25 protein-coding genes and 2 tRNA genes are annotated in these 23,353 nt (G+C 48.5%); 8 read left to right on the top strand and 19 right to left on the bottom strand.

The window, feature by feature from the left end; genetic code table 11:
* Positions 1 to 86 precede the first annotated feature (86 nt).
* The 13 genes from FHS77_RS06210 to FHS77_RS06150 all read right to left on the bottom strand — a co-directional run bounded on the left by FHS77_RS06210 (position 87) and on the right by FHS77_RS06150 (position 10,881).
* A complete protein-coding gene (locus tag FHS77_RS06210) occupies positions 87 to 1,664 on the bottom strand; it encodes a peptide ABC transporter substrate-binding protein (RefSeq protein ID WP_184221416.1) in 1,578 nt (525 codons plus the stop codon).
* Positions 1,665 to 1,791: 127 nt separating this feature from the next.
* The gene (locus FHS77_RS06205; protein ID WP_184221413.1) at positions 1,792 to 3,369 is read right to left on the bottom strand and encodes a peptide ABC transporter substrate-binding protein; all 1,578 of its coding nucleotides are present in this window, start codon (positions 3,367 to 3,369) and stop codon (positions 1,792 to 1,794) included.
* 511 nt (positions 3,370 to 3,880) lie between these two features.
* Positions 3,881 to 4,123, bottom strand: coding sequence for a PepSY domain-containing protein (locus FHS77_RS06200; RefSeq protein WP_184221411.1), 243 nt, complete (start codon positions 4,121 to 4,123; stop codon positions 3,881 to 3,883).
* 184 nt (positions 4,124 to 4,307) lie between these two features.
* Positions 4,308 to 4,383: transfer RNA gene (locus FHS77_RS06195), tRNA-Phe, on the bottom strand.
* A gap of 310 nt (positions 4,384 to 4,693) precedes the next feature.
* On the bottom strand, positions 4,694 to 4,903 hold the full coding sequence (gene yacG / locus FHS77_RS06190) for a DNA gyrase inhibitor YacG (protein WP_184221409.1): 210 nt from the start codon (positions 4,901 to 4,903) through the stop codon (positions 4,694 to 4,696).
* Between the two features lie 9 nt (positions 4,904 to 4,912).
* A complete protein-coding gene (locus tag FHS77_RS06185; RefSeq protein WP_184221407.1) occupies positions 4,913 to 5,539 on the bottom strand; it encodes a Maf-like protein in 627 nt (208 codons plus the stop codon).
* A gap of 110 nt (positions 5,540 to 5,649) precedes the next feature.
* On the bottom strand, positions 5,650 to 5,868 hold the full coding sequence (gene infA, locus FHS77_RS06180) for a translation initiation factor IF-1 (protein ID WP_184221405.1): 219 nt from the start codon (positions 5,866 to 5,868) through the stop codon (positions 5,650 to 5,652).
* Between the two features lie 238 nt (positions 5,869 to 6,106).
* Positions 6,107 to 6,583, bottom strand: coding sequence for an arsenate-mycothiol transferase ArsC (locus FHS77_RS06175; protein WP_184221403.1), 477 nt, complete (start codon positions 6,581 to 6,583; stop codon positions 6,107 to 6,109).
* Between the two features lie 6 nt (positions 6,584 to 6,589).
* Positions 6,590 to 7,069 carry a UPF0262 family protein gene (locus FHS77_RS06170; protein WP_184221401.1) on the bottom strand — a complete coding sequence of 160 codons (480 nt, stop codon included), beginning with the start codon at positions 7,067 to 7,069 and terminating at the stop codon, positions 6,590 to 6,592.
* A gap of 6 nt (positions 7,070 to 7,075) precedes the next feature.
* Complete coding sequence (hisD, locus tag FHS77_RS06165) at positions 7,076 to 8,368, bottom strand: histidinol dehydrogenase (protein ID WP_184221399.1); 1,293 nt, start codon at positions 8,366 to 8,368, stop codon at positions 7,076 to 7,078.
* Between the two features lie 85 nt (positions 8,369 to 8,453).
* Complete coding sequence (locus FHS77_RS06160; protein ID WP_184221397.1) at positions 8,454 to 8,912, bottom strand: DUF2948 family protein; 459 nt, start codon at positions 8,910 to 8,912, stop codon at positions 8,454 to 8,456.
* 195 nt (positions 8,913 to 9,107) lie between these two features.
* Entirely contained in the window at positions 9,108 to 10,397 is a 1,290-nt protein-coding gene (murA, locus tag FHS77_RS06155; protein ID WP_184221395.1) for a UDP-N-acetylglucosamine 1-carboxyvinyltransferase, read from the bottom strand.
* Positions 10,398 to 10,680: 283 nt separating this feature from the next.
* Positions 10,681 to 10,881, bottom strand: coding sequence for a hypothetical protein (locus FHS77_RS06150; RefSeq protein WP_184221393.1), 201 nt, complete (start codon positions 10,879 to 10,881; stop codon positions 10,681 to 10,683).
* Between the two features lie 147 nt (positions 10,882 to 11,028).
* On the opposite strand from FHS77_RS06150, the gene FHS77_RS06145 reads away from it, so the two are divergent.
* Positions 11,029 to 11,103 (top strand) — tRNA-Thr (locus FHS77_RS06145).
* A 214-nt stretch (positions 11,104 to 11,317) separates the two neighbouring features.
* Here the strand turns inward: FHS77_RS06145 and FHS77_RS06140 are convergent.
* The 6 genes from FHS77_RS06140 to FHS77_RS06115 form a co-directional block, all read right to left on the bottom strand.
* Complete coding sequence (locus FHS77_RS06140; RefSeq protein WP_184221391.1) at positions 11,318 to 12,304, bottom strand: diaminopimelate dehydrogenase; 987 nt, start codon at positions 12,302 to 12,304, stop codon at positions 11,318 to 11,320.
* A gap of 139 nt (positions 12,305 to 12,443) precedes the next feature.
* The gene (locus FHS77_RS06135) at positions 12,444 to 13,010 is read right to left on the bottom strand and encodes a DUF924 family protein (protein ID WP_184221389.1); all 567 of its coding nucleotides are present in this window, start codon (positions 13,008 to 13,010) and stop codon (positions 12,444 to 12,446) included.
* 60 nt (positions 13,011 to 13,070) lie between these two features.
* On the bottom strand, positions 13,071 to 13,913 hold the full coding sequence (locus FHS77_RS06130) for a metal ABC transporter permease (protein WP_184221387.1): 843 nt from the start codon (positions 13,911 to 13,913) through the stop codon (positions 13,071 to 13,073).
* Positions 13,910 to 14,779, bottom strand: a complete 870-nt coding sequence (locus FHS77_RS06125) for a metal ABC transporter permease (protein WP_184221385.1) — start codon at positions 14,777 to 14,779, stop codon at positions 13,910 to 13,912. The genes FHS77_RS06130 and FHS77_RS06125 overlap by 4 nt, the downstream gene beginning before the upstream one ends.
* Positions 14,779 to 15,726, bottom strand: a complete 948-nt coding sequence (locus tag FHS77_RS06120) for a manganese/iron ABC transporter ATP-binding protein (protein ID WP_184221383.1) — start codon at positions 15,724 to 15,726, stop codon at positions 14,779 to 14,781. The genes FHS77_RS06125 and FHS77_RS06120 overlap by 1 nt, the downstream gene beginning before the upstream one ends.
* A complete protein-coding gene (locus FHS77_RS06115; RefSeq protein ID WP_281383582.1) occupies positions 15,723 to 16,580 on the bottom strand; it encodes a metal ABC transporter substrate-binding protein in 858 nt (285 codons plus the stop codon). Before FHS77_RS06115 ends, FHS77_RS06120 begins: the two co-directional genes overlap by 4 nt.
* Positions 16,581 to 17,368: 788 nt before the next feature.
* On the opposite strand from FHS77_RS06115, the gene FHS77_RS06110 reads away from it, so the two are divergent.
* The 7 genes from FHS77_RS06110 (at position 17,369) to trpA (ending at position 23,327) form a co-directional block, all read left to right on the top strand.
* Entirely contained in the window at positions 17,369 to 18,313 is a 945-nt protein-coding gene (locus FHS77_RS06110; RefSeq protein ID WP_246431246.1) for an AraC family transcriptional regulator, read from the top strand.
* A gap of 198 nt (positions 18,314 to 18,511) precedes the next feature.
* Entirely contained in the window at positions 18,512 to 18,937 is a 426-nt protein-coding gene (locus FHS77_RS06105; RefSeq protein WP_184221379.1) for a DUF2852 domain-containing protein, read from the top strand.
* Between the two features lie 168 nt (positions 18,938 to 19,105).
* Positions 19,106 to 19,867, top strand: a complete 762-nt coding sequence (locus FHS77_RS06100) for a M48 family metallopeptidase (protein WP_184221377.1) — start codon at positions 19,106 to 19,108, stop codon at positions 19,865 to 19,867.
* On the top strand, positions 19,864 to 20,490 hold the full coding sequence (locus FHS77_RS06095) for a YdcF family protein (protein WP_184221375.1): 627 nt from the start codon (positions 19,864 to 19,866) through the stop codon (positions 20,488 to 20,490). The genes FHS77_RS06100 and FHS77_RS06095 overlap by 4 nt, the downstream gene beginning before the upstream one ends.
* Positions 20,491 to 20,572: 82 nt before the next feature.
* On the top strand, positions 20,573 to 21,244 hold the full coding sequence (locus FHS77_RS06090; protein ID WP_184221373.1) for a phosphoribosylanthranilate isomerase: 672 nt from the start codon (positions 20,573 to 20,575) through the stop codon (positions 21,242 to 21,244).
* A gap of 32 nt (positions 21,245 to 21,276) precedes the next feature.
* The gene (gene trpB / locus FHS77_RS06085) at positions 21,277 to 22,485 is read left to right on the top strand and encodes a tryptophan synthase subunit beta (RefSeq protein WP_374786215.1); all 1,209 of its coding nucleotides are present in this window, start codon (positions 21,277 to 21,279) and stop codon (positions 22,483 to 22,485) included.
* A gap of 2 nt (positions 22,486 to 22,487) precedes the next feature.
* Positions 22,488 to 23,327, top strand: coding sequence for a tryptophan synthase subunit alpha (trpA, locus tag FHS77_RS06080; protein ID WP_184221370.1), 840 nt, complete (start codon positions 22,488 to 22,490; stop codon positions 23,325 to 23,327).
* Positions 23,328 to 23,353: the final 26 nt, after the last annotated feature.

The following is a 23,353-nucleotide window of genomic DNA, read 5'->3' as shown; positions in this document are numbered from 1 at the left end:
GCATGAACGCACCCTTAGTTATTCAGGCTTTGCCTGAAATTATACATATGAAAGCGCCACAGGCTCGTGCCTGCGACGCTTAAGTTCTAATTTGTTACAGATAGCCAGCGTGAAGGATGGCTATTATTGATATTATCGTTCCATCCAGCGATCCGGTCTGAAACAAGGGCTCTGGAAGAGTATGAAAGCAATGGAATAATCGGTAAATCATCCAGCACTACACGCTCAGCCTCTGCCAGTATTTTAGCGCGAGCTTGCGGGTCTGTAGTCTTTTGAGACTTAGCCAATAAAGCGTCAAAGGTTTTATTTGACCAACGGGTGAAGTTAAGACTAAAGCCACTGCCAAGCGTATAAAGATAAGCATATGGATCGTTGAAATCTGGTGACCAGCCTTCACGCGCTATATCAAATGCACCATCATCACGCAGATAATCAAAATAGGTGGCACCCTCCATCTCATTTAATCTCGCTTTGATGCCTATTTTGGATAGCGTATTAGAAATAGCTTCTAGTGTGCTTTTATGGTTGTCAGATGAATTATAGGAAAGTTCCACTGACAGGCTGCCTGGCTCAACACCTGCTTGCTTGAGTAAGTTTGTGGCTTCGTCCTCACGAGACAGCATATCTTCATTTGCATAGGATAGCTCCACGCCACCTTTTACGTAATTTTCTGTGTTAACTGGTACAATCGAATATGCAGGATTCATCGTGCCGCGCCAAACCTCGTCAGCAATAAATTCACGGTCAATGACCAGTGATATTGCTTGTCGAACCCGCTTATCGTGTAATTTACTGTCGGCTGCACCTTTAACATCCAGATAATACATGCCCAGCGAAGGGGTGATATGCAGCGATGATTTTAAATTTGCTCTGATATAATCAATTTGGCTAGCTGGCAGATCGGAGCAACTATCTATCTCATGCGCCTCAAAGCGTCTCAGGCAGGCGGTATGATCTTCAAACGGGTACCAGTTAATTTTATCGGTCTTTACGTTTTCCGCATTCCAGTAATATTGATTTTTTTCCAAAATTATTTTGTCATTAGGTGTAAAACTAATAAGTTTATAAGCGCCGTTGGTTACCAGTTTCCCTGGTTTTGTAAAATTAGCACCATTGGCCAAGACGCTTTTTTCATGAAGCGGAAGTGCCGTCTGATTGATGAGTAAGGATATGAAATACGGAGCGGGATATTCAAGATTAATGCGTAGTGTTAGCGCATCCAAAGCTTCTACACCCAAGCTGTTTAATGGCTTTTTTCCTGACGCAACTTCTTCCGCATTTTTGATGGCAAACAAAGAATTGGCGTTACCAGCAGCAGTTTTCGGATCCATAATTCTATGGAAGGCAAAAGAAAAATCATAGGCAGTTACCGGGTCACCATTTGACCATTTACCGTTTTTTCTCAGATGAAATGTATACGTCAAATTGTCCGGAGAAATATCCCATGATTGAGCAGCGCCTGGCACAGGTTTTCCATATGCATCATCAATAACTAATCCATCATAAAGATCGGCCAGAATACGGCCTTCCGATTGTGTCAGGGTATGATGCTGATCGAGCGTGCCTGGATCTGCATCATTGCCGCGATTAAGCACGGTTTCTGCTGATACGGATGAAATTATTGTCGTCGAGAAGAAAAGCGCAAATAGCACTCTGCAATACATTGGTTATTCCTTTCAAAATTTAAAAAATATCTTCATGAGAATAACGTGAGATCGGTCTTATTGAGTGCATTTTTATGCTAAAAAATAAGGCCGCAGAAAAATATTTCTGCGGCCTTGAGGGAGCCAATTACTTCAAAGATAGCCAGCGTGAGTTGTGCGCATCCATCAAATTATCATCATAGCCTTCAACGCGGTCTGAAACGAGCGCGCGGGATGAGTAATAAAGGATCGGAATAACCGCGGTTTCTTTGAGCATCAGACGCTCGGCATCTGCCAGCACTTCTGCACGGGCTTTCATATCCGTGGTGGCTGCTGCCTTGGCAATCAGCGCATCATAGTCTTTGTTCGACCATTTCGAATAGTTAAAGCTGATGCCGGTACCCATCAGGAACAGGAAGTTCTGAGGGTCGTTATAGTCACCAATCCAGCCTGCACGGGCGATGTCAAACGGACCATCTTCACGAAGGAAGTTGAAATAGGTCGCGCCTTCGGTTTCGTTGAGCGAAGCCTTGATGTCGATATTGCTGAGCATGTCAGCAATGGCAGCCATGGTGTTTTTGTTGTTTTCTGAGGTGTTGTAGAGAAGCTCGATGGAAAGTGAGCCCGGCTCAATGCCTGCTTCCTTCAGCAAAGCTTTGGCCTTGTCTTCACGCTCAAGCATGTCTTCCTTGGCAAATTCGAGCTGAACGCCGCCTTCAACATAGTTGTTGATACCAGGAGGCACAAGTGAGTAACCCGGCAGCATGGTGTTTTGCCAGACTTGTTCAGACAAAAACTCACGGTCGATTACCATGGAAATGGCTTCACGAACACGCGGGTCTTTCAGCTTGCTATCAGCGGTTTTGCCTTTGATAGGCAGGTAGTAAGAGCCGAGATAAGGTGCGAGACGGAATTCGTTAGCCAGATTTTTCTTTACATAGTCAATCTGTTCTGCCGGAACGTCCGAGCAGATCTGCACTTCTTTGGCCTCAAAGCGACGCATGCAGGATGCGCGGTCTTCAAAAGGAATCCAGTTGACGACATCGATCTTCACATCATCCGCTGCATAATAATTCGGATTCTTTTTCATGACGATTTTGTCGTTCGGCTGGAAGCTTTCCAGCATAAAAGCGCCATTGGTGACCATTTTGCCGGGCGTTGTGAACTTGTCGCCGTTTGCTTCAACACTCTTCTGGTGCATCGGCAGACCGGTCTGGTGGGTCAGTAGTTCCAGAAAATAAGGGGTTGGTGCATTGAGTGTAATTTTCAGCGTGAGGTCATCAACAGCTTCAACGCCCAAATCTTCGAGAGGCTTCTTGCCGCCTGCCACATCTTCAGCATTTTTGATCGGGAACAGCATGCTGGCATAGCCCGCAGCGGTGGCAGGATTCATAATGCGGCGATAAGCAAAGAGGAAATCACCGGCAGTAACCGGATCGCCATTGGACCATTTGGCATCATCACGCAGGTGGAAGGTGTAAACGAGACCATCTTCGGAAATGTCCCAGGACTTTGCAGTGCCCGCAACCGGAATGCCTTTTGCATCCTGAATGACAAGACCGTCATAGAGGTCTTTCATGATGCGGCCTTCAGAAACGGTGGATGTGCGGTGATGATCAAGCGTCGCCGGATCAGTATCGTTACCGCGGTTGAGCACCACTTCGGCATTGGCCATGCCAGTAAATGCAAAAGCGCAAACGCTCGCCAGTAAAATCTTCTTAAACATTAAACCTCCCCTCGGAAAAAAGCTTTAGGCATCCATGATATTATGTTCTGAACCCCTGACAAGAGGGAGCGATATTGTCAGTTTGTTTAATAGGGGTGGACAACCCTTGGTTGCTTTACGCGCAGTGAAAAATAGTTTTTCGATGTAACAATCGAGAGCGTCCTGTCAATTGTGCAAAAATGGCTGAGATTTAAAGTTTTTTAAAAATTCAAAATAAAGCTTTGGTTTTTAAAGTTTATTTTGAATGATGCGCTCATGTTCGCTTAAAAAGCATTAAAAAAGCAGATTTCAGCTTTAAAACTTTAGTTGCATATCCGAATGCGAGAGTTAAAGCGTCAAAAATGCTACATTTTCAGTTGGTTTTAGCCCGAAAATGCTATTTCCGTCTAAAAGACATAAAAAATATTTTTCATTTTGACGGATTATTATGAAGAGTTTGGTTTTTTTAAAATTATATTAGGGCGAATTGTGGATTTTTTTAGATTAAAAACCCTGTATTTGACCGCAGCTTTTATCGCGGCACGATTGCGCCGGTTTTAGGGTCAATACGGACTTCGACTTTAGCACCAGTTTTTAAATAATATTCGATTTCATAAAACCCTTTTTGATCCCAATCGACTTCGTCAATATAGGCAAAATCAGTGTTCTGTTCGAGTTCGGCAATGATTTGCGATAGCTTTTTGCCGTCTGGTTCGGCGGCCATCAAACTTGTGGCGGGAAGAAGCAGAAACAGTGAAATGAGAAGAGTGCGCATCATAACCTCCGGTTTTATCCGGATAAGTGTAGCATTGAAGTAGCACTTGGCAGCATCAAGATATGTTTCAGCCCTATACCGCTATCGAGCGCAGCCGATCATTAAATATATGCAGAACGCATAACTATGCAGATGCAATGAACGCAGTATCTTGAAAGTGAAATTTTGAAAGGGGGAAGATAAATGGTGCCCGGAGACGGACTTGAACCGCCGACACACGGATTTTCAATCCGTTGCTCTACCAACTGAGCTATCCGGGCATCCCGTTCCTGCAAGCTTAGTTGCCGGAGAAGCGAATGAGTTATTCGCTGGAATGGGTGGTTTATAGCAGTAAATTTTTGTCTGTCCAGTGGGACTTTATAATTTTTCGACTTTTATGCGGTGGATTTCACTAATTAACAGCCTAAGCCCCGAAAATCGTTTAAAAAACAGAGGCTTCATCGCTTTTTTGATTGTTTTGATCATCAAAAAGATGGGGGTGACGGCTTTTTAGTGCAAAATATTTCACGTGAATCATTAAAATGCATGACTGATTCACAGCTAATAATGCTTGAAAAAGAAAAAGGCGGATTATTCCGCCTCTTCATCATCCTCTTCGATACGTGGTCCGGGAATCACATAAGTGCCGGAAAGCCAGCGATTAAGATCCACATCGCGGCAACGGGGCGAACAAAACGGATAATGTTCGCGCGAGGATGGTTTTTTACATTCAGGGCAGGGACGCGTCGGGCGCAAAGGCGTCACATTCGATTCGCTGCCGTTTTTGCTGTTTTCACTCATAGCGGCTGTTTAAACCTTGCCTGTATTCCAGTGATTGTAGACCGGATAATCACCACTTGCCAGCAGACTTACCGTTTCATGCAGCGGCAGGCCAACCACATTGGTATAAGAACCAACCAGCTTGACGACAAAGCTTCCGGCAAGCCCCTGAATGGCATAACCGCCTGCTTTACCGCGCCATTCGCCGGAAGCCAGATAGACATCCAGATGCGTGCGGGTAAGACGTTCAAAGCGGACACGGGTTTCAACGATTGTCTGACGCAATTTTCCGTTTGGCTGAATGAGGCAGACGCCGGTGAAAACCTTGTGCGAACGGCCGGAGAGAAGCCGCAGGCATTCGCGCGCTTCATCTTCCAGTTCAGCTTTGGGCAGCATGCGCCGGCCAACGGCAACCACCGTATCGGCGGCCAGTATGTAACTGGCACCATAGGCTTCATCGCCGCGCAATTGTTCGGCTGCTTTTTCAGCCTTTTCGCGTGACAAGCGCCGTGCGAGCGAGCGCGGATGCTCGGCGCGCAATGGTGCTTCATCAATATCGGCCGGATGGATGTGATCCGGCGTAATGCCAGCCTGCGCCAAAAGCTCAATCCGGCGCGGGGAACCTGATGCGAGTACCAACTTATGCTGAGCGCTCATAAGGAGAAACTTTCTTGTGAGGATCGGCTCGTGAGATAATGGCCAGACATATACCAGTCAGTCTTATACCGGTTAAACTGATACCAGCTCTTTAGCTTTGTAAGCTAAGCTTACTTAAAGCGGTAGGTAATACGACCTTTTGTCAGGTCATATGGGGTCATTTCAACCAGCACTTTATCACCTGCCAGAACGCGGATGCGGTTTTTGCGCATACGGCCAGCGGTGTGAGCGATGATTTCGTGATCATTTTCGAGTTTAACGCGGAACATTGCGTTTGGCAGCAGTTCAGTAACTACGCCCGGAAACTCGAGGACTTCTTCTTTCGCCATGCGATACCTGTTTCTTTTCTTAAAACTTATGTTTGATAGTCGTTAAAATAAACCGTCAAAGGCGGTTCATCGGGATTTGCGCGGAACCTATATGATTAGGACGCATTTGTGAACAACTGAAATGCGCTATAAGCGCATCCTGAAAACTGTGGAGCGGCTTTCAGATAAGATGCGCGTGGGAAAATAAACAGAGCATTTTTTTTCAGTGGTTCATCTTCATCAATATAAATGCTCTGGATTATGCGAAACGCTGTTCGATTTGTTTTTTCAAACGATCGCGAACATCACGATAAGCCACCAGTATTTGCTCTCTGGAGCCGGTCAGCAATGTCGGATCAGGCGTTGGCCAATATTCAACATCAACTGAAAATCCGCGCATTTTTTCCAAAACCGTGTGATGCGCCAGAGGTGTCAGTGTTATGATAAGGTCAAAATAGCCGTCTTCCAGTTCATCCAAATCGCGGGGCTGGCGGTTATCAAGCGATATACCTTCTTCAGCCAGAACCGCATCCACAAACGGGTCGCGCTCTCCTTTTTTCACGCCGGCAGAAGCAATATAAGCGCTTTTGCTCAACATGCGGCGTGTTAAAAGCTCGGCCATTGGCGAACGGATAGAGTTTTTGCCGCAAACGAAAAGAATGGAAGAGGGCAGACCCGGTTTAAGGGGTTTTTCTACATCTTCTGCGGGACTTGATACATCTTCACTGGCGATCATGCAAGTTTACCCCCGCCAATGCAGCACGCAAACCAGCGTGAACAGCCGGCGCGCGGTGATAAAATCAACCTCAATCTTGCCCTCAAGGCGGGATTGTAATGTTTGCGAGCCTTCATTGTGCAGACCTCTGCGCCCCATATCAATGGCTTCAATCTTGCTGGGTGTGGCAGAGCGGATGGCTTCATAATAGCTTTCGCAGATCATAAAATAATCGCGCACAACGCGCCGCAAAGGGGTGAGCGACAAAATATGCGTGGCAACAAGTTCTCCGCATTCCCTTGAAGTGGTAAAAATCAGACGCTTTTCAAGCAGCGAAAGCCGCAACTTGTAAGGGCCGCCGATCTCGTCACCCACGGGACGGAAGCTGTTTTCTTCAATCAGATCAAAAATAGCGACGGCGCGCTCATGCTCAATGTCAGGCGTGGAGCGTCCAATGGACTCATCCAGCTCAACATCAATCAATCGGGCTTCACCGCCGCTGGTCATATGTCCTCAAAGATTCAATCTGATTGCAACCGATTGTGCGTGGGCATCAAGGCCTTCGGCACGGGCGATGTCAATAGCAGCCGGGCCTAAGGCGCGCAGCTGTTCAGGTCCGAGCTTTAGAATAGAGCTGCGTTTGACATAATCAAGCACAGAAAGGCCGGATGAAAAACGTGCCGAACGGGCTGTCGGCAGCACGTGGTTACAGCCGCCAACATAGTCACCGATCACTTCCGGCGTATATTTCCCAATGAAAATAGAACCGGCATTGTGGATTCTATCCACCAGCTCTTCAGCATTTTCTGTGGCAATTTCCAGATGTTCGGCTGCAATACGATTGGCGAGCGGAATAGCTTGTTCAAAGTCATCCACCAGAATAACCGCGCCATAATCACGCCAGCTTGCAGCCGCTGTTTCACTGCGTGATAAAGTTTTAAGCTGACGCTCAACCGCTTCTTCCACTGCCTTGGCCAAAGCTTCATCATTGGTCATCAGGATGGATTGTGCGGCTGTGTCATGCTCGGCTTGTGCCAGTAGATCGGCGGCAATCCAGTCAGGATTATTATCGCTGTCGGCAATAACCAGCACTTCGGAAGGCCCCGCAATCATATCAATGCCAACGGTTCCGAACACAATGCGCTTGGCGGCTGCCACATAGGCATTGCCGGGCCCGACAATTTTGGCAACCGGTTTGATAGTTTCGGTGCCATAGGCAAGAGCGGCAATCGCCTGCGCACCGCCGACGCGGTAAATTTCAGATACACCGGCAAGGCGTGCAGCCACCAGCACCAGCGGGTTTAAAATCCCGTCCGGCGAAGGTACAACCATGACGATGCGCTCAACACCTGCAACGCGTGCAGGCACGGCATTCATCAAAACCGAACTTGGATAGCTTGCAGTGCCGCCCGGCACATAAAGGCCGACAGCTTCAATAGCTGTCCAGCGCGAGCCGAGCTCCACGCCCAAAGCGTCTGTATAGCGGTCATCTTGCGGCATCTGGCGGGCGTGGTGGGCTTCGATGCGGTCGCGCGCCAGTTTCAATGCTTCAACGGTCGAGGCCGGAGCAAGCTTGAAAGCTTCGTCGATTTCTTCGCTGGTAACGGCAATGCCGGTTTTTTCCAGATCGATACGGTCGAAAGTTTTGGAATAGGAAATCAGCGCTTTATCGCCGTCACGACGCACATGATCCACGATTTCGCGTACCACCCGATCCACATCGGCGGAAACTTCACGCTTGCTGTTTAGAAATTCAGCAAACTTCTCTTCGAAATCAGGACTGCTTTGACGAAGCGTTTGAACCACGCTGGTATTCCTTCTTAAATTCTTATTGGCATCCGGCTGTGTCTGAACATTTCTTGTTCAGGCATAGCAGTATCAGCAACAGGCCTTAAACACCATGTTTTGGCTTGGCATTTGTTTCCCAGGCAGGCCCCAGATCAGTGATTTGCGCCTCAATACACTCCACGTCAAGGCGAATAGCCGGTTTTGTGCCATTACGTTCGGCAAAAATCAGCTCCACCGTGCCATGCGGCGCTTCTGTTTCAGTGAAACTGATGGAAAGCAGGGAAAGTACATCCTGATCGCTGTCGCGATTGATGCCGACGGTTTTGACACTTAAAACACGGTTGAAATGCAGGCTTGAGCGGCGGCGTTCATAGCTGCGCTTGCCAAAGAGTTTCAGTTTAAAACCGGATTGCGCCCCTTCCCAGACAAAGCGGTTCATAGTGAGGATAAAACGCTTTTCCTGGTGGAGATATTGAATATCGGCAGGTTTGAGCACGGCATCTTGCAGATGCGCGGAAATGATTTGCAGATCTTCCTGATCGAGTGCCATCAATTTCAGCATATCTTTGTTCACCTTTGGCTTGAAGTCTTGAATCCTGCTTTATTCTGTCATGCCACATAACCCTTTGGTTCTGCAATCATCCTTATAGCGCGAAAGTGCTGCCAGCATTTAAAAAGCCAAAAAAGAAGGGCGGTCTGAGGTGTAATCTGCCTCAAAACCGCCCGTTCTTTTCAAACAGAACTTTAAAAAACTTGCTTAACCGCTGATGCGTTCAATCTGCGCACCACAACGGGAGAGCTTTTCTTCCAGATGTTCAAAGCCGCGATCAAGATGATAGACACGGTTGATGATGGTTTCGCCCTCAGCGGCAAGACCGGCAATAACCAGCGAAGCGGATGCGCGCAGATCGGTTGCCATGACCGGCGCACCTTTCAGACGCTCAACGCCTTCAACCGTGGCTGTCTGGCCGGAGAGCGAAATTTTCGCGCCCAGACGCGCCAGTTCCTGCACATGCATGAAGCGGTTTTCAAAAATGGTTTCGGTGATTTTGGATGTGCCCTGCGCTTTGGTCATCAGCCCCATGAACTGCGCCTGCAAATCGGTCGGGAAGCCCGGAAAAGGCTCAGTGGTGATATCAACCGGCTTAATGCCATTGCCATTACGCGCCACGCGGATTCCTTCCGGCGTGGAGGTGATTTCGGCACCTGTCTGGCGCAATGTATCAAGTGCTTCGCTCAACAGCTCTTCTTTAGCGCCCTTCAACAGAACATCGCCGCCGGTCATGGCAACCGCCATAGCGTAAGTGCCGGTTTCGATACGGTCAGGAATGACACGTACGCGGGCACCGGTCAGGTTGGTAACGCCTTGAATTGTAATTGTGCTGTTACCGGCACCGGAAATTTTTGCCCCCATCGCATTGAGGCAGTCGGCAAGATTGACCACTTCCGGCTCACGCGCCGCATTGTGGATGATGGTTTCACCTTTTGCCAAAGCTGCGGCCATCAGCATGACGTGGGTGGCACCGACAGATACTTTCGGAAAAGTATATTCTGTACCGATCAGGCCGTTTGGTGCACGTGCCTTGGCATAGCCATTGTCGATATCGATTTCAGCACCCAGCGCAATCAGGCACTCAAGCAGCAAATCAACCGGACGTGTACCGATGGCGCAGCCGCCCGGCAGCGATACATTAGCTTCACCCATACGTGCCAGCAACGGACCAATGACCCAGAAGCTTGCACGCATTTTGGAGACCAGCTCATAAGGAGCGGTGGTGTCGACAATATTACGGGCGGTAAAATGTATGGTGCGGGAATAGCCGTTATCCTGATGCTCACGGCGGCCATTGACGGAATAATCAACGCCATGATTGCCAAGAATGCGGATCAGCTGTTCCACATCTGCCAGATGCGGCACATTTTCCAGTGTCAGCGTATCGTCGGTCATGAGTGACGCAATCATCAACGGAAGAGCTGCGTTTTTGGCGCCGGAAATAGGAATAACCCCGTTAAGCTGATTGCCGCCGATGATTTTAATACGATCCATGCTGTTTAACCTTATGAGCCGCTGGGAAGTCATTATCTTTTTTACATCAAACCGGTAACGCGCCGGTTAATGAAAAACATGCCCGCTGTGAGGCTTAAACAATAACTGTATCTGCGGATGAAACTAAATGTTGCGGTATAGAAATGTGAAGCGGATGCCAAGTGGGCTTATGGCTTAGAAGTGATTCTAGTAAAGCATTATGTTCGTATCAAGGAATAAGCCGTTTTTGAGCGACTCACACACCTTAAAAAGGCACAGTGATTCGCGAAGCGACTGATTCTCTTCAAACTTTTTCATCTTTTTCAGGATTTTCCGGTGTGGATGCAGCTTTGATTCCCTCTTGGCGGCTGTCTTCTGCACCGGCTCTGCGGGCACGAACCTGTGCTTTCCGGCGCTGAAGATTCGCTCTTAATTGCTCGGAGCGGCGTTTTTCCTGTGCTAAACGCTGTTTTTCCTGTTCTGTTAATGGTTTATCTTCACTCATGTTCATTTTTGCTCTGGACTGATCAGTGGGAAAAGGCTATCTGCCGTGCCAGCAAACGCGGATTTCCACAATCTGAAAAAAGAATTACAATTGCTATCTTGCGGTTTTGGTTCTTATGTGGCAGAAGTCCGCCGCAATCAAGTGTTTGCTGCGGTAGCTCAGTGGTAGAGCACTCCATTGGTAATGGAGAGGTCGGGAGTTCGAACCTCCCTCGCAGCACCAGCTTCCCCCCTTTTTACAATTTGAATTAACTGGTGCGCCGTGGGGTTCTCAATCTTTTGAGCATTTTCGCAGGCAAAGGTTTTGCAATCGTCATTTGTTATGATTCTGCGCTGGTCGTTGCCCTGCTATTTGCCGCGCATTTTTTATGCGTTTAAAAACAAAAAAGCTCCGGTTCGGTTGAACCAGAGCTTCTGTTATTCACTGCAAAAAAGAATCAGAGCAGTTCAGCGCGCAATTGTGCAGCTGATTTGACCGAGAGAAGGCCAGGGGCGACATCAAACACAGTTTTGGCACCATGCTGGCCGGATTGTGCCATGCGATGCACTGCGCGTGCATAGGTCACCAGAACGCTGGCGGTAAATTCCGGATTGCTGTCAAGCTTCAGGCTATATTCCACCACTTGTGCATTCTGGTCGGAAGTATTGCCGCTGCGAATAACAAAACCGCCATGCACCATCGCCTGATGGTCGCGTGCCAGTTCTTCAGCCGAGATGAAATTGACCGTGGTGTCGTAATCGGCAAAATAATCCGGCATGGTGACGATTTTTTCACGCACAGTATCAGCATCAGCACCTTCCTGCAAAACAACGAAGCATTCACGCTTGTGCTTTTCACGGGTGGTCAGCACAGGGCGCGAGGCGCTGCGCACCTTTTCGATGGCTTCCGGCACAGGGCGGGTATATTGCACGCCACCAGCAACGCCCGCCACACGGCGGATTGCATCAGAATGGCCTTGGCTGAGACCGTCACCCCAGAAGGTGTAGGTTTCGCCGTCCGGAAGAAGGGCTTCGCTCATTACACGGTTGATTGAGAACATGCCCGGATCCCAGCCGGCAGAAATCAGCGCAGTTCTTTTATTTGGCAGTGCAGCAGCATCAATGGCGGCAAAATATTCCGGAATGCGTGCATGCGTATCGAAGCTGTCAACTGTGTTGAAAAGGGCAGCCAGTTCCGGTCCCTGTTCCGGCAAGTCCTGCTTGGAGCCGCCGCACAAAATCAAAACGTCAATTTTATCCTGATGGTTTTTCAGCTCATCCATGCTGAAAACCTGCACATTTTCGGTCAATGGCGACACCTGTGCCGGTGGGCGGCGGGTGTAAATGCCCGTCAGTTGCATGTCAGGATTTTTCTTGATGGCTGCTTCAACGCCGCGTCCTAGGTTTCCGTGGCCGGCAATGGCGATACGGATGAGTTCAGCCATAATGATATGTCCTTATAGTTAAGCTTTGGGTGGCTTTTATCAGTCAAAAAACCGATAGCACATAACGACCTCAGATCAAGAATTTCTGTTCCTGATCTGAGGGCGGAATTGCGATTTTTTAAAAGGGAAAAATGAAGCTTTAAAAGCCCGAATGAGTTTTAAGAAACTCGGTTTCTTGGCTCGTGTTTTCACGTTTCAACGCCACATTGCGATGCGGAAAACGGCCAAATTGTGCGATGATATCCAGGTGCTGATGTGCATAATCCAGTGAATTGGCGTTGCCCAGCGCTTCATAAAGCGCGACGCTTTTTTTCTGATCATTCAGGTCTTCGCTATGCATCAACGGCAGGTAGAAAAAGGCACGCTCTTTCGCTGTTAATTGCTGGTCATAGCCCTTTTCAAGAGCTGCTTTGGCAATCATGCGTGCTTTGGCATCGCTCTCAAACGCGCGGCCGGTACCGCGGAACATATTGCGCGGAAACTGATCGAGAATAATGGTGAGGGCGAGGGCGGAGTGTAATTCATTGCCCCATGCATCCAGCGCGCCGCTATGGGCCTGCTCATAAAGCGCAGAAAAGCGTTGCTTGATGTCTTCATCGAGATCATCGCTGCGGACAAACCAATATTTCTCGACATTCTCCGAGAACCAGAAATCCAGCACATTTTGTGCCGAGGTGTTTTGTGCCGAGGTGTTTTGTGAAGGCATGATCATCTCCGTCAGTCTTTGATGTTTATGCCTTCACATTGCATTGTTTTATACACGCTTTCAAGACGATGTGTGTTGTGCCTCGATACGTGCTGCCTTGCGGGTAGCGGTGGTGAAGGCTGCGATAAAGCAGATTGCCATCAGCAGAACGATTGTGGGTGCTGGTGCACTATCAATGAAGAAGGAAATATAAACACCAAGGAACGAGGTGCTTAATCCGACCACAATGGCGGTTATCAGCATGGAGCTGAACTTGCGTGTAAGCAGAAACGCGATCGCACCCGGTGCAATCAGCAAGGCGATCGCCAGAATGATCCCCACTGCTGTCAGCGCACCGACAATGGTGAGCGAGATCATGCAAAGCAAGCCGTAATGAAGCAAGCGCACTGGCAGACCGACGGCACGCGCATGGGCGGCATCAAAAGCATGCAACAGGAAATCACGCCATTTGACCGTGAGAATAGCTGTGACGGCCAATGCAATCAGACCGGTTTCGATGATGTCCTGAACATTAACCCCCAGCATATCACCAAAAAGGATATGGTTGAGGTGAACGGTGGTTTCGATTTTGACATAGAGAACCAGCCCCAAGCCAAACATGCCTGAAAACACCACGCCCATCACAGTATCTTGTTTGATGCGGCTGTTTTCTTTGAGGAAACCAGTTGAAACCGCACAAAACATGCCCGCTATAAAAGCGCCGATCGCAAATGGAATGCCGATAATATAAGCAATCACCACGCCTGGGAAAACGGCATGACTGATGGCATCACCCATCAGTGACCAGCCCTTTAACACCATAAAACAAGACAAAATACTGGCCGGAATAGCAATCAGCAGAGAGATGATAAACGCATAGCGCATGAACTCGAACTGAAACGGCATCAAGAGAGTGTCAATCATTGATCAGCCTCCTCTGACAAGAGCAGTGTTTCCGAAGCACGTTTGCGCGCGGCCAGCATGCCGTGCTTGGGAGCAAAGAAAAACGCGATCAGGAAGATGGCTGTCTGCATCACAACGATGATGCCGCCGGTAGCGCCGTCCAGAAAATAGCTGATATAGGCACCGACAAAGCTGGTGATCATGCCGATCAGGACGGCAATTGTCAGCAAACGCGGAAAGCGGTCGGTGAGAAGATAGGCGGTGGCACCCGGTGTTACCACAAGGCAGATCACCAGAAATGCCCCCACTGTCTGCATCGCTGCCACAGTACAAGCTGCCAGCAATGTGAAGAAAATGATCTTCAACAGTGAAGGATTGAGGCCGATAGAACGGGCATGGCTTTCATCGAAGAAAACCACCATCAGGTCTTTCCATTTCACCAGCAGAATGGCGAGCGAAATGAAGCCGATAATAGCAAGCTGCAATGTATCTTCCGGTGTGATGGCCAGAATATTGCCGAGCACAATCGTGTTGATGCTGACAGCTGTTGGCTTAAGCGAGACCATAAACAGGCCAAGCCCGAAGAAGGACGAGAAAATCAGCCCGATAATCGCATCTTCTTTCAGCTTGGTGCGCTGGTTCAAAAACAACATGGCTGCGGCTGCCAGACCACCGGAGAAAAATGCACCGATGGAAAAAGGCAGACCCAGCATATAAGCACCGGCCACGCCCGGCACGATGGAATGCGAAAGCGCGTCACCGATCAGCGACCAGCCTTTCAGCATCAGATAGGCAGAGAGAAAAGCACAAACACCACCAACCAAGGCCGATACCCACATGGCATTGACCATATATTGGTAGCTGAATGGCTCAAGCAGCACACTCATTATGCTTTTCCTTTTACCGGCTTACCAGTTGATTGAGACGATGGTTTATTTGCTGAAGCTGGCTGTTGCACGGGCCTGTCCTCATGCAGGATCAGCGGTCTTTCATCATCGGTAATGATGCCGAGTGACTTTTCGCCGCCATGATCATCTTGGTTCAGAACCAGATGGCGCAAGACGCCGCCAAAGGTTTTCTCCAGATTTTCCTGCGTAAATGTATCCTCGGTAAAGCCGTAAGCCAGAACAGTGCGTTTCAGCAGCACGGTACGATCACAAAACTCTGGTACACTTCCCAGATTATGGGTTGAGACCAGCATGATGTGGCCTTCTTCACGCAGCGAGCGCAGCAATTCGATGATCTGATCTTCGGTTTTGATATCAACACCGGTGAATGGTTCATCGAGCAAAATGAGCTTGCTGTCTTGTGCCAAGGCACGCGCCAGAAAGACACGTTTTTTCTGACCGCCCGACAATTCACCGATTTGGCGCTTGCGAAATTCGGTCATATTAACGCGTGCAAGGGCTGCGGTCACAGCTTCATGGTCGGCACGTTTTGGAATGCGCATCATGCCCATATGGCCATAACGCCCCATCATCACGACATCTTCAACCAGAACCGGGAAGTTCCAGTCGACATCTTCGCTCTGAGGTACATAAGCGACCATGTTTTTCTTCAATGCTTTGGCGACAGGTTCGCCAAAGACAGAGATTTCGCCGCGCGCCAGATTAACAAAGCCCATAATCGCTTTAAATAGCGTAGACTTACCTGAGCCATTAACACCGACAAGTGCAGTGATGGTGCCGGTAGGCAGGCTGAATGTTGCATCTTTAAGTGCGGTGTGGCCGTTACGATAGGTAACAGTGGCATTATCGACTGATAGTGCCGCCACCGGATTTACTAATCCGGCGGCGGTGTTCAGGCTTGCAGTTGGGAGAGTTTGCGGCTTCATTCTGCAAGCCCTTTGGCGACTGTACCTGAGGTCACTTTCAGGAGGTCAATATAGGTGGGAACCGGACCTGACGGATCGCTGAGTGAATCCACGTACAGTACGCCGCCATATTTGGCACCGGTTTCACGCGCAACCTGTTTGGCTGGTTTGTCGGAAATGGTGCTTTCGGAGAAGACGACGGTAATTTGGTTTTTCTTGACCTCGTCGATCACTTTGCGCACTTGCTGCGGTGTGCCCTGCTGATCGGCATTGATTGGCCAGAGGTAAAGTTCTTTCAGATCAAAGTCGCGTGCCAGATAAGAGAAGGCACCTTCACTGGAAACGAGCCAGCGCTTGTCTGCCGGAATGGCTGCGAGTTCTGCTCTTATCGGATCAATGGTCGCTTTGATCTGGTCTTTATAGTTTTCGGCGTTTTTCACATAAATGTCTTTGTTTGCCGGATCATGCTTAACGAAAGCATCACGGATATTGTCGACATAAATCAGCGCTGCATTTGGCGACATCCAGGCATGCGGGTTTGGTTTGCCGTTATAAGGGCCTTCGGTAATGCCCATTGGCTCAACGCCTGTCGAGACCACAACGCTTGGAACGTTTTTCAGGTTCTGGAAGAATTTCTCGAACCATAATTCCAGACCAAGACCGTTCCAGAAAATCAGATCGGCATCCTGTGCCTTGATGATGTCGCCAGGGGTTGGCTGATAATCATGAATTTCGGCGTTTGGCTTGGTGATGGATTCAACAATCGCAGCATCACCGGCTACGTTTTTGGCGATATCGGCAATCACAGTAAATGTTGTGACAGCTTTAAACTTCTCTTGCGCCCAAGCGGAGCCACTGACGAGTGTGGACACCATAAGGGCAGAGAGCGCAGAGATGATCTTGGTTTTCACTGAAACAGTCATACGGCTGGCATTCTTTCTTGCTATTGACTTGCAACTGCGATTATATTTAGAGCAAATGCAAATCAATAGCAAGTAGCCTTTTGCGATCAGCCTCCTCGTTTCAATTGTACGGGAGGTGATGACTCTTTGTATTCGCAGCTATTATCACTGAAAATTTCGACGATGCTCTTTGTGTGCAATGAATGGATATTCGAGCACTCGGTGCTTTTACTTATTTAAAAGAAACGTGCGGCGTAAAAGTTTGAAAGAAGTAGAAAAGGCAGGATGGTAAGTCTAAAAAATGATGACTTAAAAAATAATTATATGAATAATCATAGTTGGAAGCCTTGCTGAAAAAGAAGAATTCTCTTTGTTCCGGTGTGTGTGATTTTGTACATTAGCAATTTTGAATAAATTCAATTACAGGTTGTCCATGAAAAATGTTAAAATATTGAGTAGACAAAGAGATAGATTATAGCATTGTTTTTACTTATTTATTCTATTTTACATAAGTTTTCATTAACCAAAATTGGGGTGTTGTCTATATAAAAGTATAGAATTATTACACGCATAAATTGCATTTGTGGAAATATTCATGCTAGCGTGTAAGTGGAATCGTTTTATGGAGTGCAAGTATTGATGAGCTTGTGCGGCACAAAATGATTTCAATATAAACGTAATTTCATTTTAAACTTCTTACTCAAGAAGCTGCGAATATATTTTTAAAAATCTAATAAAGTTAATAATCATTGGGGATTTTAATGAGTATGTATTCTATTCATCCAGCTCATAGTGCGGGTTCTCTTGATAAGCGGTTTAGCCAAGAGCGTCAGCCGGAGCGCAATTTTTTGCGCGCAGCCGGTGAGCGCTGTTTGACGACAACCAATGGTAAATTAACATATGCAGTCACACCTGCCGGATCAGGTTCAGCCAGTTTTGATGATCTGACGGCGATTATTATCATGACGGCGACGCGGGATCTGCACTGGAAAACGCCAACCGGCCGTAATGAAACTTTCAACGCGCCAGCCGGAACAATTTTGGTGATACCTGCTGATACAATGCTTGAAATGTCCTGGGCGGTGCAAAAAGAGCATCTGGTGGTTAAGCTTGATGCCGAAACATTGCAGGCGGCATGCGAAGGCGACAAGGTGCTTTCGGCTGAAGAGTATTTTCCATCTCCCGCCCGTTTTGTAGATGCAAAATGTTTGCAGGTTGCTCATTTGTTGCGTGCAGAGATGCAGAAAAACGGCCCCGTTATCGAGCATTATCTGGATGCATTGAGAACGGTTTTCGTGACGCTGCTTTTACAAAACCACTCGGTCTTGCGCCGTAATTATGAGCGGCAGGAAATGGGAGGTTTGAGTTATCACTCGATGCGGCAGATCGAAAATTACCTGCGAGATAATTTTTGCAAGAAGATTTCTGTCACGTCGATGGCTAATTTTTTAGGTGTTTCTCCAGGTCATTTTCTGACTTCTTTCCGGGAGAGCTTTGGCCAAACGCCGCATCAATATTTGCTGATGTTACGTTTGAATGAGGCGGAACGCCGCTTGCAGGAAACAGATGAGAGTCTGGCGGATATTGCTGACAAAATCGGTTTTTCTTCACAGAGTCATATGACGACCGCTTTGAAGAAAAACCGCAGCACAACACCGGGTGAATTGCGGCGTATGCGTTTTCGCAATCGGGAAACAACCATATAAAGTGAATTATATTAGATATTACTGAATTAATTTTGCCGGTTCTTGAATTGCCATATTTCACTTCCTAATTTCGAAATGAAACGGCCATTCAGGGATCGGCTTTTTTGTGCGGATATGCGTTGTTAGAGCTATGGTTGATACGCAAAACTTAGCATGAGGCTACCTAAAAGACAGGCTGTCAACTTTAAGAGGTATGACATGAAGAATGCTGCATTAATTCGCCCGGCATGGACACCTGCCACGATAGCTTTGATGGTCATCGGTTTTATTGTCTTCTGGCCTTTGGGGCTGGCTATGCTGGCTTATATCATCTGGGGTGATCGTCTGGATGGCTTTAAAAAAGACGTCAATGCGACCACTGATAATGTCATGAATGCTGCCCGTAAGGGTTTCAGGAATTTTGATGGCGGTTCCGTCTATCGTTCAAGCGGCAATGCTGCTTTTGACGAGTGGCGTGATCAGGAGCTTGCACGTCTGGAAGCAGAGCGTCGCAAGCTTGATGAAGCTAAGGCGGAGTTCGAGCTTCATATGAAAGAATTGCGTCGTGCCAGAGATCGGCAGGAGTTTGATCGCTTTATGGAAGGGCGTTCACCGAAGGGTGATAGTTCTGCCGATCAGGCGTAATTCAGTAAGAGAATTTATAATAACATACTGAAATTAATATGAAAAATGAGACGCGGTGTGCCTTATGGTGCACTGCGTTTTTTGTTGTCTCTTATAGTTTTTAACGGAGGAAATCATAAAGCCGCATTAGCTGCTGAAGTTTTGCTGCGAATCATTTACGGTTATTTTATGGCTTTCTCCTTTTTTCGCGCGTCACCTGCGAAACAATCTGTTGATACAAGCTCTCGCACTCATGAAGTTGCGGGACGGGTTTTGCCATTAAAAATTGTCGAAAACCCTCGTGCCCGCAGATTTACCTTACGCATTGATGCCGGTGGAAAAGGACTGCGTGTGACGGTGCCGCCAAGGGTGCCAAGCAGCGAGATTGACCGTTTTATTTCGCGCCATCAGGGCTGGCTGGAAAGCCGCATCACCCAAATTCCGGCGGTCGAAAATGTTCGTGCCGGTGGCGTTTTTCCCTTTCGTGGCGTTGATCATCAGATCGTGCATGAACCTGACAAGCGCGGGATTACCCATGTGTGTTCGGGCGATAACGGTCAGCCGCAATTAATCGTTTATGGAAGTGCCGAGCATCTATCGCGTCGTATTGCTGATTTTCTAAAAAAAGAGATCAAGCGCGAAATTGAGATGCTGGTTGCAAAACATACGTCTGCTGTTGGGCGCAAAGCCACGGCGGTTCGTTTTAAAGATACAAAAAGCCGTTGGGGATCTTGCACCTCCAAGGGTGTGTTGTCTTTTTCGTGGCGGATAGGCATGGCGCCCCCGCCGGTGATTAATTATCTCGTGGCGCATGAAGTGGCGCATCTCATTGAGATGAACCACGGTCCGGCTTTCTGGAAATTGTGTCACGACTTATGCCCCGATACAGTGGATTGCCGTCATTGGCTCACACGTAACGGCGCAGCATTGCAAGCCATCGAGTTTTCATGAATAATCAAATTCTCGCTTCTGCAAAAGTGCTCTGGGATTTCCATAGCATTTACGATCCGCTTAAAACTGCTGACCTGATTGTCGGCTTTGGTAGCTATGATTTGCGCGTGGCGGAAAGAGTAGCTGAACTTTTTAATGAAGGTTTGGCACCGCTGATCGTTTTGACCGGTCATTCCGGCAATTGGACGGAAGGGCTTTATCCGGCCAGTGAAGCAGAAGCTTTTGCCGAAGTGCTGGCCGCAGCCGGTGTGCCGGAAGAGGCGGTGATGCTTGAAAAAGCTGCCACCAATATTGGCGAGAATATTCTCTTTACAAAAGAACTGATGGCACCAGGTGCTTTAAGCGCTATTATGGTGACCAAACCCCAAACGCAGCGACGGGTAAGGGCGACGGCGGCACGTCGCTGGCCGGAAGCCTCCATTATGGTGACTGCGCCTGTAATCTCCTTTGAAGAGCAGCCGACAGATCAGGTTCCGATGGAATTGCTGATTAATGAACTGACAGGCGATCTGGCCCGTATTCTCGATTATCCGGCGAAAGGTTTTCAGGTGGCGCAGGCCGTGCCGCTCAATGTCCTTGAGGCTTACGAGTTTTTGATCGCGCAAGGCTACGACAAGCATTGAAACATGCTTTTAAGCAGCGTGTTGTTAAGGATCAGCATACGAAATGCTCGACAGTTGAACGAATTTATGCAACGTGACGTGCATGAATTTTGATCTTAAAATCTGCGGGCTCAAGACCCCTGAAGCGGTATCGGCTGTGCTCGATGGTGGCGCAACCCATATCGGCTTTATCTTTTTCCCTAAAAGCCCGCGTCATGTCAGTGTGGAAGAGGCTGGCCGTTTGCGTATGGCGGCACAAGGGCGGGCGCAGGTTGTAGCAGTCACGGTTGATGCCGATGATGATTATCTGACCGAGATTGTGAGCCATGTGCGCCCTGATATTTTGCAATTGCACGGGCAGGAAACACCGGAGCGCGTCAAACTTCTTAAAGAGCGTTTTGGCCTGCCGGTGATTAAAGCTTTCGCGATACGTAATTTTGATGATCTTGAAGCGATTAAGCCGTATAAAGGGATCGCAGACCGGTTCCTGTTTGATGCCAAACCGCCGAAGGGTTCTGAATTACCCGGTGGTAACGGTGTTTCCTTTGACTGGGAATTGCTGACAAAGCTTGACGGCGATGTGGATTACATGCTTTCGGGTGGGCTTAATGCGGGCAATATTGCGCAGGCGCTGGTTCAGACAGGTGCGCAGGCGATAGATGTCTCGTCCGGTGTTGAGGCGCGCGCCGGTGAAAAAGACGTGCGGCTGATTGAAGAATTTTTACAGGCGGCAGGTGAGGCCAGAGCAATGGCTGCCTCACAAGCCAAATCCTGATCACAAGTGGAGCGGATGCGTTGAGCAAGGCAATGGAACCTAATTCTTATAAGACCGGTCCTGATGAAGAGGGCATGTTTGGCATTTTCGGCGGCCGTTTTGTCGCCGAAACACTGATGCCACTTATTCTCGAATTGCAGGACGCTTACGCTGCCGCCAAGGAAGATCCTGAATTTCAGGCAGAGTTGAAAAACCTGTCGGAAAATTATGCCGGTCGTCCTTCCAAGCTCTATTATGCTGAAGGCCTGACCAGGCATCTGGGCGGCGCTAAAATTTACTTTAAGCGCGAAGACCTCAACCACACCGGCAGCCACAAAATCAACAATTGCCTTGGTCAGATTTTGCTTGCCAAACGTATGGGAAAAACCCGCATCATCGCAGAAACCGGCGCTGGTCAGCATGGTGTGGCATCGGCCACTCTGGCTGCGCGTTTTGGTTTCCCTTGCACGGTTTATATGGGCGCCACCGACGTTGAACGTCAGAAGCCGAATGTGTTCCGCATGCATTTGCTGGGTGCTGAGGTCAAGCCGGTTGCGGCTGGTAACGGCACTTTGAAAGATGCGATGAACGAAGCTTTGCGTGACTGGGTCACCAATGTGGAAGACACCTATTATCTGATCGGTACAGCTGCCGGCCCGCATCCTTATCCGGAACTGGTGCGCGATTTCCAATCGGTGATTGGTATCGAAGCACGCGAACAGATTTTGGAAAAAGAAGGCCGTCTGCCGGATGTGATTATCGCAGCCGTTGGCGGTGGTTCCAATGCTATCGGTCTGTTCCATTCATTCCTTGATGATGCGAGCGTTAAAATTGTCGGTGTTGAAGCTGGTGGCCGCGGCGTGGATGGCGATGAACATTGTGCATCCATGAACAAAGGCCGTCCGGGCGTTTTACACGGCAACCGCACCTATTTATTGCAGAACGAAGATGGCCAGATTTTAGAGGGTCATTCCGTTTCTGCCGGTCTTGATTATCCAGGCGTTGGCCCTGAACATGCATGGCTTCGTGATACAGGCCGCGTGAATTATGTGCCGATTTTGGATGATGAGGCGCTGGATGCGTTTCAGGTTACCACCCGCACGGAAGGTATTATTCCGGCACTTGAATCGGCTCATGCGCTGGCACAGGCCATTAAAATGGCTCCGACAATGGGCAAGGATGAAATTATCATCGTCAACATTTCCGGACGCGGTGATAAAGACGTTCACACTGTTGGCGCACTTTTGGGCATGGAGATCTGATCATGACCGCACGTATGGATAATAAATTTGCGGCTTTGAAAGCGGAAGGTCGTCCGGCTCTTATCACTTATTTTATGGGCGGTGATCCGGATTTTGAAACTTCGCTGGCTGTGATGAAAGCGCTGCCGAAAGCCGGTGCTGATGTGGTTGAGCTTGGTATGCCGTTTTCTGATCCGATGGCTGACGGCCCTGCTATTCAGGCCGCTGGTCTTCGTTCGCTGAATGCTGGCCAGACCCTGAAAAAGACCTTGAAAATGGCGGAAGAGTTCCGCAAAAGCGATGACACCACACCAATCGTGTTGATGGGCTATTATAACCCTATTTATATTTACGGTGTGGATGCTTTTGTGCGTGATGTTAAAGCTGCCGGTATTGATGGTTTGATTGTTGTTGATCTGCCGTCTGAAATGGATGCGGAATTGTGCATTCCGGCACTGGAAGCAGGCTTGAATTTCATTCGCCTTGCAACGCCAACCACGGATGAAAAACGTCTGCCTGCGGTTTTGAAAAACTCTTCCGGCTTTGTTTATTATGTTTCAATGAACGGTATTACCGGTTCGGCTGTGCCTGATACAGCCAAGGTTGCCGCTTCTGTGAAAAATATCAAAGCGCATACAGAATTGCCTGTTTGCGTTGGCTTTGGTGTTAAAACACCTGAACAGGCACGCGCGATCAGCGCCACTGCGGACGGCGTTGTCGTCGGCTCGGCGATTGTCAATGCGGTTGCCGCAAACCTTGATGAAAACGGCAAAGTGACAGGTGATCCTGTTGCTGATGTTTCAAAACTGGTCGGCGAACTTTCTGCAAGCGTTCGTGTCGTCCGCCTTGAAGCTGCCCAATAAGTTACCCATAATAAGAACAAGAAAAA

It is taken from the genome of Paenochrobactrum gallinarii, from assembly GCF_014205685.1.
GTDB lineage: Bacteria > Pseudomonadota > Alphaproteobacteria > Rhizobiales > Rhizobiaceae > Paenochrobactrum > Paenochrobactrum gallinarii.
Note: the sequence above shows the minus strand (reverse complement) of the source record. Positions and strands in the feature narration are given on the sequence as shown.